This is a genomic window from Pantoea sp. KPR_PJ, from assembly GCF_041386365.1.
In the GTDB taxonomy this organism is placed as follows: Bacteria; Pseudomonadota; Gammaproteobacteria; order Enterobacterales; family Enterobacteriaceae; genus Pantoea.
In genome coordinates, this window is sequence record NZ_JABMIK010000004.1 from 26,470 (window position 1) to 39,628 (window position 13,159).

Annotated in this window: 15 protein-coding genes; 13 read left to right on the forward strand and 2 right to left on the reverse strand. The window is 55.4% G+C overall.

All coding sequences use genetic code 11. The features are described from left to right. Positions 1 to 68 precede the first annotated feature (68 nt). The 4 genes from HP564_RS10640 (at position 69) to HP564_RS10655 (ending at position 3,013) form a co-directional block, all read left to right on the forward strand. Entirely contained in the window at positions 69 to 437 is a 369-nt protein-coding gene (locus HP564_RS10640; protein WP_371242796.1) for a diacylglycerol kinase, read from the forward strand. 106 nt (positions 438 to 543) lie between these two features. Next, positions 544 to 1,158: a transcriptional repressor LexA gene (gene lexA / locus HP564_RS10645; protein ID WP_371242798.1), complete on the forward strand. Its 615-nt coding sequence runs from the start codon at positions 544 to 546 to the stop codon at positions 1,156 to 1,158. Positions 1,159 to 1,287: 129 nt separating this feature from the next. Beyond that, entirely contained in the window at positions 1,288 to 2,610 is a 1,323-nt protein-coding gene (dinF, locus tag HP564_RS10650) for an MATE family efflux transporter DinF (RefSeq protein WP_371242800.1), read from the forward strand. A gap of 190 nt (positions 2,611 to 2,800) precedes the next feature. Then, complete coding sequence (locus tag HP564_RS10655; RefSeq protein WP_033749146.1) at positions 2,801 to 3,013, forward strand: CsbD family protein; 213 nt, start codon at positions 2,801 to 2,803, stop codon at positions 3,011 to 3,013. A gap of 47 nt (positions 3,014 to 3,060) precedes the next feature. Here the strand turns inward: HP564_RS10655 and zur are convergent, their stop codons facing one another. Next, positions 3,061 to 3,582: a zinc uptake transcriptional repressor Zur gene (gene zur, locus HP564_RS10660; protein ID WP_371242802.1), complete on the reverse strand. Its 522-nt coding sequence runs from the start codon at positions 3,580 to 3,582 to the stop codon at positions 3,061 to 3,063. Positions 3,583 to 4,027: 445 nt separating this feature from the next. On the opposite strand from zur, the gene HP564_RS10665 reads away from it, so the two are divergent. From HP564_RS10665 to pspG, 3 genes are all read left to right on the forward strand, one after another. Further along, a complete protein-coding gene (locus tag HP564_RS10665) occupies positions 4,028 to 5,278 on the forward strand; it encodes a conjugal transfer protein TraF (RefSeq protein WP_371242804.1) in 1,251 nt (416 codons plus the stop codon). Positions 5,279 to 5,386: 108 nt separating this feature from the next. Then, the gene (gene dusA, locus HP564_RS10670) at positions 5,387 to 6,382 is read left to right on the forward strand and encodes a tRNA dihydrouridine(20/20a) synthase DusA (RefSeq protein WP_371242807.1); all 996 of its coding nucleotides are present in this window, start codon (positions 5,387 to 5,389) and stop codon (positions 6,380 to 6,382) included. 174 nt (positions 6,383 to 6,556) lie between these two features. Then, complete coding sequence (gene pspG, locus HP564_RS10675) at positions 6,557 to 6,823, forward strand: envelope stress response protein PspG (protein WP_371242809.1); 267 nt, start codon at positions 6,557 to 6,559, stop codon at positions 6,821 to 6,823. 189 nt (positions 6,824 to 7,012) lie between these two features. Here the strand turns inward: pspG and HP564_RS10680 are convergent, their stop codons facing one another. Continuing rightward, a complete protein-coding gene (locus tag HP564_RS10680) occupies positions 7,013 to 7,996 on the reverse strand; it encodes a quinone oxidoreductase (protein ID WP_371242811.1) in 984 nt (327 codons plus the stop codon). Between the two features lie 95 nt (positions 7,997 to 8,091). Here HP564_RS10680 and dnaB point away from each other — a divergent pair, with 95 nt between their 5' ends. From dnaB to HP564_RS10710, 6 genes are all read left to right on the forward strand, one after another. Continuing rightward, complete coding sequence (gene dnaB, locus HP564_RS10685; protein WP_371242813.1) at positions 8,092 to 9,498, forward strand: replicative DNA helicase; 1,407 nt, start codon at positions 8,092 to 8,094, stop codon at positions 9,496 to 9,498. A 122-nt stretch (positions 9,499 to 9,620) separates the two neighbouring features. Further along, entirely contained in the window at positions 9,621 to 10,112 is a 492-nt protein-coding gene (locus HP564_RS10690; protein ID WP_371242815.1) for an Lrp/AsnC family transcriptional regulator, read from the forward strand. A gap of 242 nt (positions 10,113 to 10,354) precedes the next feature. After that, positions 10,355 to 10,969: a YitT family protein gene (locus tag HP564_RS10695; protein ID WP_371242817.1), complete on the forward strand. Its 615-nt coding sequence runs from the start codon at positions 10,355 to 10,357 to the stop codon at positions 10,967 to 10,969. Between the two features lie 48 nt (positions 10,970 to 11,017). Further along, the gene (locus tag HP564_RS10700) at positions 11,018 to 12,211 is read left to right on the forward strand and encodes an amino acid aminotransferase (protein ID WP_371242819.1); all 1,194 of its coding nucleotides are present in this window, start codon (positions 11,018 to 11,020) and stop codon (positions 12,209 to 12,211) included. A 159-nt stretch (positions 12,212 to 12,370) separates the two neighbouring features. After that, positions 12,371 to 12,793 (forward strand): secondary thiamine-phosphate synthase enzyme YjbQ, encoded by a 423-nt coding sequence (locus tag HP564_RS10705; RefSeq protein ID WP_371242821.1) that lies wholly within the window; start codon positions 12,371 to 12,373, stop codon positions 12,791 to 12,793. After that, positions 12,790 to 13,125, forward strand: coding sequence for an MmcQ/YjbR family DNA-binding protein (locus HP564_RS10710; RefSeq protein WP_371242823.1), 336 nt, complete (start codon positions 12,790 to 12,792; stop codon positions 13,123 to 13,125). Before HP564_RS10705 ends, HP564_RS10710 begins: the two co-directional genes overlap by 4 nt. The last annotated feature ends 34 nt before the right edge of the window (positions 13,126 to 13,159 follow it).

Consider the following 13,159-nt stretch of genomic DNA (forward strand, 5'->3'; position numbering starts at 1 on the left):
ATCTGTGGCGGTGCCAAACGCACCCGGCCCACACATTGACGTTAAACAACTAAAAGGGTTCCCTCGCAATGGCAAGTAATACCACCGGCTTACTCAGGATTGTGAAAGCGGCTGGCTACTCGTGGCAAGGATTACGCGCCGCCTGGCAGCATGAGGCCGCATTTCGTCAGGAGGCGACCGCTGCTATTGTCGCTATTCTGGTAGCCTGCTGGCTGGATGTCGATACCGTTGCACGTATCCTGATGATTGGATCGGTAGTGCTGGTCATCATTGTTGAGATCCTTAACAGTGCCATTGAGGCCGTGGTTGACCGTATCGGTCAGGAGCGCCATCCCCTGGCGGGACGGGCGAAGGACATGGGCTCCGCGGCCGTTTTGCTGGCGATTATACTGGCGATGTTTGTCTGGATCGCGCTGCTCTGGTCGCATTTGCGGTAGGCTTTCCATAATTGCCCAAATGCCTGTTATTTCCCTGGGTTTCGGTTTTCATTTCGCCAATACCTGTATATACTCACAGCGACTGTATAAACAACCAGGGGGCGGGATGAAAGCATTAACCACCAGGCAGCAACAGGTTTATGACCTGATTCGCGACCATATTAACCAGACGGGCATGCCGCCAACGCGTGCGGAAATTGCCTCGCAGCTGGGGTTCCGTTCCCCGAACGCCGCTGAAGAGCATCTGAAAGCGCTGGCGCGCAAAGGCGTGATTGAGATTGTCTCTGGCGCATCGCGCGGCATTCGTCTGCTGATGGAAGAAGAAGAGTCGAATGGCCTGCCGTTGATTGGCCGCGTCGCAGCCGGTGAGCCATTGCTGGCGCAGGAACATATCGAAACGCACTATAAAGTTGACCCTGACCTGTTCAAACCTTCTGCTGATTTTCTGCTGCGCGTTGCTGGTATGTCGATGAAAGATATTGGCATTATGGATGGTGACCTGCTGGCGGTGCACAAAACTCAGGATGTCCGCAATGGCCAGGTCGTGGTGGCGCGCATCGACGATGAAGTCACGGTAAAACGCTGGAAAAAGCAGGGCACGGTGGTTCATCTGCTGCCAGAAAATAATGACTTCGAACCTATCGTGGTCGACACCCGCACGCAGTCGCTGACCGTTGAAGGTCTGGCGGTAGGCGTGGTACGCAACGGCGAGTGGCTCTGACCAGCGCGTTTCAGATGCCGGCCGATCTCTGTCGGGCGTCTGAACGCGAATCCCTGCGTATGCGGTCTGGGCTACTAACACCCCGGTAGCCCATTCATCTTTCCTGCGTTTTCAGGCATGGACCGGCTGATGCGTCTCTTTACTGCACACGATCGACACCTCTGGCGGCTGGCGCTGCCGATGATCCTTTCTAATATCACCGTGCCGCTGCTCGGTCTGGTAGACACCGCCGTTATCGGTCATCTCGATAGTCCGATTTATCTCGGCGGCGTGGCGATTGGCACCACAATAACCAGTTTCGTCTTTATGCTGCTGCTTTTTCTGCGCATGAGCACGACAGGGCTTACCGCTCAGGCCTTTGGCGCACGCGATCCGCTGGCGCTCGCTCGCGCTCTGACGCAGCCGCTGATAATGGCACTGCTGGCTGGTGTGCTGTTTATCCTGCTGCGCGATCCGCTCAGTATCCTGGCAGGACGGCTGGCGGGCGGCGATCCGCAGGTGCTGGAGCAGGCCGCACGCTTTATCCATATCCGCTGGCTCAGCGCGCCTGCAACTCTGGCAAACATGGTTATTCTCGGCTGGCTGCTGGGCGTGCAGTATGTGCGTGCGCCGGTTGTTCTGCTGGTGGTGGGCAACAGCGTGAACATTCTGCTCGACCTCTGGCTGGTGCCTGGTCTGAAGTGGGGCGTGGCAGGTGCAGCAACCGCCACGGCGGTGGCAGAATATGTCACGCTGGCCGTTGGACTGGCGATGGTATGGCGAGTGCTGAAAATACGCGGTATCACCCCGGCGATGTTGCAGAAGAGCTGGCGTGGCGACATCAGCCGCCTGCTGCGCCTGAATCGCGACATCATGCTGCGGTCGCTGCTGTTACAGCTCTGCTTCGCCTCGCTAACGCTGGTGGGAGCGCGTCTGGGGCCGGAGATCGTCGCGACTAACGCCGTATTGCTGATGTTTATTACGTTTACCGCCTATGCGCTTGACGGCTTTGCCTATGCGGTCGAAGCCGTGTCAGGCGAAGCCTACGGTGCGCGTGATGGCGAAAAGCTGCTGGCGGTGTGGCACGCGGCGTGTCGTCAGGCGGGATGTGTGGCGCTGGCGTTTGCGCTAATTTATGCGGTGAGTGGTGAATCCGTTGTGGCGCTGCTTACCTCGCTGGAGCCACTACGGCAGCAGGTCGATCGCTATCTTGTCTGGCAAATCATTCTGCCGCTGGCGGGCGTCTGGTGCTATCTGCTGGATGGTCTCTTTATTGGCGCTACGCGCGGGCGCGAAATGCGCAACAGTATGGCTGTTGCCGCGCTGGGTTACTTCCTGACGCTGCTGACGCTGCCCTGGCTGGGTAATCACGGCTTATGGCTGGCAATAACCGTTTTCCTTGCGCTACGCGGCATCTCACTGTGGTTTATCTGGCGGCGGGAGTGGCGCTTAAGCCGCTGGTTTTCCAGCTGATTAGCCAGACGGCAGCGCCAGCAGGTGCTGATTTTTAACAGATTATTCTGTAATGATCTGTAATTGTCCGGCAGTTGCCGATTCGTCTACTACAATTACCTTACAACAGCGCAACAGAGCAGCGCTTTGTATTGTCGTACCGCCGTTACGCGGTGGTATGTAAAACTAAGGATGACGTGGAGGTCTGAAAATGAATAAAGACGAAGCGAGCGGTAACTGGAAGCAGTTCAAAGGTAAATTTAAAGAAAAATGGGGCAAGCTGACCGACGATGATATGCAGGTAATCGAAGGTAAACGCGACCAGCTTGTCGGCAAAATCCAGGAACGCTACGGTTACGCGAAGGACGAGGCTGAGAAAGAAGTCTCCGACTGGGAAACCCAGAACAAAGATTACCGCTGGTAATCCCCTTCACTCAGGATGAGTGAAAGAGCAGCACAGGGATGTGCTCTTTATCCCCGCTTTCCGCGCTTTTTCCCCTCTTTTTCATGGTCGTGGTTGCAGCTATCTGGATGAACACACGCCTCAACTTCAGCACAGCTTACACAGAGCCCATGCGCTTCAATCACGCTATGCCTTAACGCAAAGCGCGCTTCGCCTGCCAGATCGCCGATAATTTTTTCTACACCTTGCGCCTGTTTTTCGGTCACTGCCGCACAGCGATCGCATACCAGCATAACTGAGGTATGGGCGGGTGCCTCGAAGTGATGACAAACCACATAGCTGTTGTTGGATTCCACCCGGTGAATAAAGCCCTGCTCAAGCAAAAAATCCAGCGCACGATAGACCGTTGGCGGCTTTGCCTGTGGCTCCGTTGCGCGGAGGCGGTCCAGCAGGTCATAAGCGCTAATCGATCCATGTTGCGCAGCCATCAGACGTAATACCTCTGCGCGCTGCGTGGTCAGGCGCACGCCGCGCTGCAGACACAGTTTTTCCGCCTGGGTCATGATTTGCTCTGGCGTCATTGTCGACATGGTGATTCTCCGCTTAAAACGAGATGTTATTTTATCACATTAAATGTGCTTCCGCTGGGGTTACCGCGACGGACATTTTTTTGACTGTTTATTTAGCAAAACCATGTTGTTACAGGAAAATGACTTCTGTTGCGCTATTTCAGGACGTTTACTCAGGGCCAACATTATCGAGACATAATGAAACAAAATGGACGTTTTGCTTTACAACTCACCAGGTTAAGCACTAATGTTCATGGGTTCTTAAGGAAGGACTGGCCTTAATATCCTTTTTTGACTACCCCGCTACATAATAAAAGCGCTGATTTGCAGAGAAATCATCCAATCAGGCGAATAACAACGCTGTTCCAACTTACTTCACAGCAATGAACGGTTAGATGCCATTCACAATAGCGCTAACCACAAATTTCGAAGATGAATGTTTCCTGATCAAGGTGATGGCAGACAAATGGCGAACAACCCCACTCTGCGCTCTGCGCTTTTATATCCTGCTGCGTTAAGTGCAATTTTTCTTTCTTCCTCCGCGATAGCCGCGGGCACCTGGTATGATGCACGCAATGACGCCATGGGTGGCACCGGCGTTGCCTCCTCTACATGGAGCTCAGCCGTGCTGGCGAACCCGGCGCTGATGACCCGCGCTCATTCAGAGGATAACGTCGGAATTATCTTTCCGTCAGCGGGTTTGCAGGTCACGGATAAAGACAAAATGGTGGATAAGGTTGACGATATCAGTGATACCGTCGATCGCTATCGTGGCGTAATCGATAACCTGACCTTTCGCGATTTCCTTAACGGCTATCCGCAGCTTAAATCGGCGTCACGGGATGTCGCCAACCAGTTGCGCGATCTGCGCGGCAATAAAGCCAATGGTACAGCAGGGGTCGCGCTGGCGGTAACCGTCCCGAATGACACCCTGCCGTTCGCCTTTATCACCAAGGCATATGGAACGGTGCACCTGCGTGCTAATGTTGCCCAGAGCGATATTACCTATCTCGACGGCGTGGCGAACGGCACCATTATTCCTCTGCCGGGCGACCAGAATAATTTGCGCTCCAGCGCAAACGGGCTGGCGGCGCTGGTGACCGACTATGGTATCGCCGTGGCGCATGAGTTCAGCGTGGCAGGACATCCGGTATCGCTGGGGGTCACACCGAAGATTCAGAAAACCTGGCTCTATAACTATTCAGCCAGCATCTACAACTACGATAAAAACGATCTGAACGGTAGCCGCTACCGCAACGACAACACCGGTTTTAACATCGACGCTGGTTTAGCCACACCCCTGGGTGAAAACTGGACGCTGGGTATTACCGGACAGAACCTGGTATCGCGCGATTTGCAGACCAAAGAGATCAATGGCTATCGCGATACCTATCAGATCCGTCCGCTGGTGACCTCAGGACTGGCATGGAAAGAGGGGCCTTTTACGGCCGCACTGGATGTAGATTTGACCGAGACGAAGCGATTTAAATCGGAAGAGAGCAGCCAGTATGCTGGCGTCGGCGGTGAGTATCGCGTGCTGGACTGGCTGGCGCTGCGCGCTGGCTATCGCGCGGATATGAAATCCAACGATGAAAATGTCTTCACTGCAGGTTTCGGTCTGTCACCGTTTAACAATGCGGTACATCTGGATCTGGCGGGCTCGGCGGGCGATAACCATACCTGGGGTGCAATGATGCAGCTCGGGTTTAATTTCTGATCGCTAGCCCTCTGACATAAACCGGGCGGCCTGTAGTCGCCCGGCACGCTGTTAGTGTGCTATCCTTGCGCAGATTATCATCACCCTTTTACGGATTTTCTGCGCTTCATGAGCAACTCTTTCTCCTCGCAACGTTTTTCCATCGCGCCGATGCTCGACTGGACGGATCGTCACTGTCGCTATTTTCATCGCCAGCTAACGGGCGATACTTTGCTCTACACCGAAATGGTGACAACGGGCGCAATCATTCACGGTAAAGGCGACTATCTGGCCTATAGCGAAGCGGAGCATCCGGTTGCGCTACAGCTGGGCGGCAGCGATCCGGCGGCGCTGGCGCAATGCGCAAAGCTGGCGGAAGCGCGCGGCTATGACGAGGTCAATCTTAACGTTGGCTGTCCGTCCGACCGCGTACAGAATGGCCGTTTCGGGGCCTGCCTGATGGCGGAGGCTGCGCTGGTGGCGGAGTGTATTGCTGCAATGCGTCAGGTGGTCTCGATCCCGGTCACGGTGAAAACCCGCATCGGCATTGATGAGCAGGACAGCTATGCCTTTCTCACTGATTTTGTTGGCACCGTGGCAGAGCGCGGCGGCTGCGACACCTTTATCATTCACGCGCGCAAAGCCTGGCTCTCCGGGCTGAGTCCGAAAGAAAACCGCGAGATCCCGCCACTCGACTATCCGCGCGTTTATCAGCTGAAACGTGATTTTCCCCAGCTGACGATGGCCATCAACGGCGGCGTAAAAACGCTGGAAGAGGCTAAAACGCATCTGCAACATCTGGATGGCGTGATGATGGGGCGCGAAGCCTATCAGAATCCGGGTCTGCTGGCGCAGGTTGACCGCGAACTGTTTGGCCGTGATACGCCGGTTGCCGATCCAGTGGCCATTGTGCGCAGCATGTATCCTTATATCGAAGCGGAGCTGGCAAAGGGAACCTACCTCGGACATATCACGCGCCATATGCTCGGCCTGTTCCAGGGAATTCCGGGAGCGCGACAGTGGCGTCGTCACCTGAGTGAGAACGCCCACAAGCCGGGCGCAGACGTGCGCGTGGTAGAAGCCGCGCTGGCTATGGTGGCGGACAAGATCCCCCAGGAAGCCTGAGGGATTGCACTTGCACAGTAAAACCAGCCTCCGGGCTGGTTTTTTTTACGCCAAAAAACAGTGAATTTCACTACAAATGAAATGACGCCGGTGATTTTTTTCAGGGATTTCAGGGTATTAAAAATGGCACGCTTCTTGTAACAGCGCTGTAGAATGATTAAGAGGAGTGACACCGTGGAAATTTTATTTGTGCTGGGCTTTTTTCTGATGCTGCTGGTGACCGGCGTCTCGCTGCTGGGCGTACTGGCGGCGCTGGTGGTGGCCACCGTCGTGATGTTTATCGGCGGACTATTTGCGCTGGTAATTAAATTGTTGCCGTGGCTGGTGCTGGCGCTGGTAGTGGCCTGGGTTTATCGCGCCTTTTGCGGCGACAGTCGCGAACGTGCACGGCGTAAGCTGCGTCGGAAAATCAGCCGGTTAGAGCGTCACCGCGGCTATTAATTGCGGGTGCGATCACAGAGTCACAGATTGCTTATGCCTGTTCTGCAATTAAACATATTTTTTACTTATGTTTTCTGCCAGGATGATCGCGTTGAGTCGACATGTATTCATCGCCGCTGTCCCTACACCAGCGCGAATGATAAAAAAGCAAAGGGGCTTCCTTCGGGAAGCCCCATTTGCATTCAGGGATCAAGGAATCAGCAGGCTTGAGCCTTGTGTCGTGCGACTTTCCAGCGTCTGGTGTGCCCGAGCCGCCTCTTTCAGCGGGAATTTCTGCTGTTCCGGCACCTCGACTTTGATCGCGCCGCTGGCCAGCAGCGAGAAGAGATCGTTACTGGCGTGTTCCAGCTCTTCGCGGTTGGTGATATAGCCGTAGAGCGAGGGACGGGTAACAAACAGCGAACCTTTCTGGTTGAGCACGCTCAGATCGATGCCGGTAACCGGCCCGGAAGCATTACCGAAGCTCACCATAAGCCCCTGACGGCGTAAGGAGTCCAGTGACGCTTCCCAGGTATCTTTACCCACCGAATCGTAAACCACCGCAACCTTTTTGCCCTGGGTCAGCTCGCTAACGCGCTCGGCAATGTTCTCTTCCCGATAGTTGATGGTGGCCCAGGCTCCGGCTGATTTGGCCAGCGTGGCTTTTTCTGCTGACCCTACCGTGCCGATCAGGTGCGCGCCGAGTGCTTTTGCCCACTGGCAGGCGATTAAACCCACGCCGCCCGCTGCTGCATGAAACAGAAAGATTTCATCTGGCTTCACCTTATAGGTCTGGCGTAGCAGATAGTGAACGGTTAAGCCTTTCAGAAAGCTGGCTGCGGCCTGTTCAAAGCTGATCGCATCGGGCAACAACATCAGGCGATCTTCAGCTACATTATGCTGTTCGCTGTAGGCACCCAGCGCGGCCTGACAGTAGACCACGCGGTCGCCTGGCTTAAAGCGCGTTACGCCGCTGCCGACCCGTGTTACCACGCCTGCTGCTTCGGTACCCAGACCGGATGGCAGGCTGGCAACGGGATAGAGTCCACTGCGCACGTAGGTGTCGATGTAGTTAATACCAATAGCCCGGTTTTCGACCTGCACTTCGCGTTCAGCAGGATCGGCAAGATCGATGTCAACCCATTGCAATACCTCAGGCCCGCCCTGCGCGGTGAACTGAATACGCTTCGCCATTTTTACTCCTGTGATTGTTCAATATGAGGCGTGAGAGGCGCGCTGCCATAAGGTATACTGGCACGTCCCCTCAGAAGATCGGTATTGCATTCACTATGGCAGGAAATAAACCCACCAACAAATCGAACGACACGCCCGACCGGCAGCTGGAAGGTATTAAAATGCCGCCGCATTCGATTGAAGCGGAGCAGTCGGTGCTGGGTGGGTTGATGCTGGATAACGAGCGCTGGGACAACGTTTCCGAGCGCGTCGTGGCTGATGATTTCTTTAACCGTTCACACCGCCTGATTTTTTCGGAGATGCAGCGCCTGCTGGAGATGGGGCAGCCCATTGACCTGATTACGCTGTCGGAGTCGCTGGAGACGCGCGGCGAGCTGGAGATGGCGGGTGGATTCGCCTACCTGGCCGAGCTGGCAAAGAACACGCCGAGTGCAGCCAACATCGGGGCCTATGCCGATATCGTGCGCGAGCGCGCGGTGGTGCGTGAGATGATCTCCGTTGCCAATCAGATCGCCGACGCCGGTTACGATCCTCAGGGCCGCAACAGCGATGAGCTGCTCGATTTTGCAGAATCGAACGTCTTTAAAATCGCTGAAACGCGCGCCAACAAAGATGAAGGGCCGAAGAACATTCAGGAAGTGCTGGAAGCCACGGTTTCGCGCATTGAATCGCTGGTATCGACGCCGCACGACGGCGTAACCGGCGTGGACACCGGCTATCAGGATCTGAATAAAAAGACCGCCGGCCTGCAGCCGTCAGATCTGATTATTGTCGCAGCGCGTCCGTCAATGGGTAAAACCACTTTCGCCATGAACCTGTGTGAAAATGCCGCCATGCTGAACGATAAGCCCGTGCTGATTTTCAGCCTGGAGATGCCCAGCGAGCAGCTGATGATGCGTATGCTGGCGTCGCTGTCGCGCGTTGATCAGACACGCATTCGTACCGGTCAGCTTGATGATGAAGACTGGGCGCGTATCTCCGGCACCATGGGTATCCTGCTGGAGAAGAAGAATATGTACATTGATGATTCTTCAGGTCTGACGCCGACCGAGGTCCGCTCGCGTGCGCGCCGCGTATTTCGCGAAAATGGCGGGCTGAGCATGATCATGATTGACTACCTGCAGCTGATGCGCGTACCGGCCCTTTCTGACAACCGTACGCTGGAGATTGCCGAGATCTCCCGCTCGCTCAAGGCGCTGGCGAAGGAACTCAACGTGCCGGTTGTGGCGCTATCGCAGCTCAACCGCTCGCTGGAGCAGCGCGCTGATAAACGTCCGGTTAACTCTGACCTGCGTGAGTCAGGCTCTATCGAGCAGGATGCTGACCTGATCATGTTTATCTACCGCGACGAGGTGTATCACGAGAACAGCGACCTGAAAGGGATCGCCGAAATTATTCTTGGTAAACAACGTAACGGTCCTATCGGGACGGTGCGCCTGACGTTTAACGGTCAGTGGTCACGCTTTGACAACTATGCCGGTCCGGCATACGACGACGAATAAGCCCGCTTCCCGGCATGCACAATCTGTGCATGCCGCCTCGCATCATCAGAAAATAGTGTTGGACAACCCCGTCGTTAATCAGGTTATCTGTACCACAGCGAACGTTAAGCACTGGAAGCAGCATGACTCACGTAGATGATTACGACCTGAAAATTCTGACGTTATTACAATCGAATGGCCGCCTGACCAATCAGGAGCTGAGCGATCTGGTGGGTCTCTCCGCATCTCAGTGTTCGCGCCGACGTATCAATCTTGAACAGGCCAATCTCATTCTTGGCTATCACGCTCGCCTGTCGCCGGATGCTATCGGTCTGGGCATGGTGGGACTGATTGAAGTGCGGCTGATTAATCATACCGCCGAATATGTCGAGAGCTTTCACCGCATGGTTGAGCAGGAAGAGGCGATTGTCGATGCCTATAAAACCACAGGCGACGCCGACTACCTGCTAAAAGTCGCGGTGGCCGATCTCGCCTCGCTGAGCGCGCTGATCAGCCAGTTGGTCGCCGGCCATCAGAGCGTGTCGCATGTTAAAACCTCTGTAGTGCTGGGGCGGTTAAAAGAAAATGGCCTGATGATGGTGCCCGAGCACAGAATGCGCCAAAAAAGTGCATGATGTGCTTGTTTGGTGCAATCCAGCGGGGTTTGATGCAAGAAATATGCACCAGAAACTGAATTTGTGCATGGCTTGACGATTTAACGTTAAGGCGTGTACAAAAACAGGCAATAAAAGCGCTTTAGTTATCAACTGGATAATCACTGGCACCTGCCGAACGCTCCTGAAAGCCAACGGCATGGTGCGTTTTTTGCATCTTACCGGCATCTGCCCACCGGCTTTGACTGCAATGAGATGCTCCCATGGATAACGTCGTAACACCCTCCCGCATACCCCATTCCCGCGTTGAAGACGCACTGGCCATCGTGCTTGGCACGCTGATGGTCTCCTTTGGGGTGATTATGCTCAAGCAGGCAGGCGCACTGACCGGCAGTACAGCGGGTATCGCCTTTCTCATTAGCTATCTCTCTCCGCTCTCTTTTGGTAGCGCCTTTTTCTTCATCAACCTGCCGTTTTACTGGCTGGCGGTGCGCCGTATGGGCTGGGAATTTACCCTGAAAACCTTCTGCGCAGTAGGGCTGGTCTCGCTATTTACCCATCTCCATCCCCTGTTTGTACACTTTTCCACGCTGAATCCCTTTTATGCGACACTGTTCGGTAACGTGATCATGGGCATTGGGTTTATAGTGTTGTTTCGCCATAAAGCCAGCCTGGGTGGGATCAACATTCTGGCGCTGTGGCTACAGGATCGCACGGGACTGCGCGCCGGGAAACTGCAAATGGCCGTGGATACCTGTGTCGTGCTGGCATCGCTGTTTGTCGTGAACGGAACGATGCTGCTGGCATCGATTGCGGGCGCTGTGATCCTTAACCTGATTATTGCCATGAACCATCGTCCCGGACGGTACATGGTTTAATGCTGCATATACCTCTGATTTTTACGACCACTCATGGAGATCTGCACCGTGTTTCAAAACGTTGATGCCTATGCTGGCGATCCAATCCTGTCGCTGATGGAAACTTTTAAACAGGACCCGCGCACAAATAAAGTGAATCTCAGCATCGGCCTCTATTACGATCAGGAGGGCATCATCCCTCAGCTCCAGGCGGTCGCCGCCGCAGAAGAGCAGCTGAAAGCCGAGCCGCAGCAGGCATCGCTCTACCTGCCGATGGAAGGCCTCAACGCATACCGCAGCGCCATTGCGCCGCTGCTGTTTGGTGCCGAACATCCGATGCTGACGGCGGGCCGTATTGCGTCCATTCAGACGCTGGGCGGCTCCGGCGCGCTGAAAGTGGGAGCAGATTTCCTGAAGCGCTACTTTCCGAACTCGGGTGTCTGGGTCAGCGATCCGACCTGGGATAACCATATAGCGATCTTTAACGGTGCCGGCTTTGAGGTAAACACCTATCCGTGGTACGACGCAGAGAGCAATGGCGTGAAGTTTGACGCCTTCCTTGCTACGCTGAAAACCCTGCCGAAGCAGAGCATTGTGCTGCTGCACCCCTGCTGCCACAACCCGACCGGTGCAGACCTGACAGACGCGCAGTGGGATCAGACCGTTGACGTGCTGAAGGCGCAGGAGCTGATTCCGTTCCTGGACATCGCCTATCAGGGCTTTGGTGCTGGCATGGAAGCGGATGCCTATGCGATCCGCGCCATTGCGGCGGCAGGCCTGCCAGCCCTGGTCAGCAACTCTTTCTCAAAAATCTTCTCGCTGTATGGTGAGCGCGTTGGCGGTCTCTCTATTGTCTGCGACAGCGCCGAGGAAGCAAGCCGCGTGCTGGGCCAGCTGAAAGCCACGGTGCGCCGCAACTACTCCAGCCCGCCGAACTTTGGCGCGCAGGTGGTGGCGCGCGTACTGAACGACGACGCGCTGAAAGCGAACTGGCTGGCAGAAGTTGAAGCGATGCGCCTGCGTATCATCGCGATGCGTAAAACGCTGGTCGACGTGCTGAGCACTGAACTGCCTGGCCGTAACTTTAACTATCTGCTCAACCAGCGGGGAATGTTTAGCTACACCGGCCTCAGCGCGCAGCAGGTAGATCGCCTGCGTGAAGAGTTTGGTATTTATCTGGTTGGCAGCGGCCGTATCTGCGTTGCTGGTCTTAACGACGGCAACGTGCATCAGGTGGCGCAGGCAATTGCAGCTGTGATGTAAGCATCAGGCCGCTGAAGGGTCGGATCGCCGCACACGCCGCCACCCACGCTTTCCCTCTGTAAACCGTCAGTTCAGGCTGACGGTTTTTTTTCGCCTTCAGGTTTACCTTTCTACGACTTATTGCACACTTAAACGGTGTAACTCACTCAGGAAAAGGGCATGTGGCATCAACAAACGATCAGGCTCGCCGAGAAATCGCGCGGGTTTCATCTGGTGACGGACGAGATTATCCGTCAAATTCCAGCGCTGGCACAGGTGGAAACCGGTTTATTGCACCTGCTGTTGCAGCACACCTCAGCCTCGCTGACGCTGAATGAAAACTGCGATCCTACGGTGCGCAGCGACATGGAAAATCATTTTATGCGCCATGTCCCGGAAAATGCGCCTTACCAGCATGATTATGAGGGACGTGATGATATGCCTGCCCATATCAAATCCTCTACGCTGGGCGTCTCGCTGTTACTGCCTGTACAGCGCGGCAAGGTACTGCTGGGCACCTGGCAGGGTATCTGGTTAGGGGAACATCGCATTCACGGCGGTGCACGGCGCATCGTGGCTACTTTACAAGGGGAGTCGAAATGAACACGTCAGATCTGCTGACCTACTGCATGAGCAAGCCGGGCGCGGAGCAGAGCGTCCACAGCGACTGGAAGGCAACACAGATAAAAAGTAACGGTGTGCTTTTTGCAATGGTGCATGAGGTCAGGGGGCGTCCGGCCGTCTCGCTCAAGAGTACGCCTGCGCTGGCCGAGCTGCTGCGTGAAGAACACAGCGATGTGTTTCCCAGCGAACACCTGAATAAAACGCACTGGAGCACGCTTCTGCTCGACGGCTCGCTGAAGGATTCACAGATCTACTATCTGGTGGACGCCTCCTGCCAGCAGGCAGACGCCACCCGCGCAGCAGGACAGTGATACTGGCGCGCGACACCGTGCCGCGCGCGTGCCT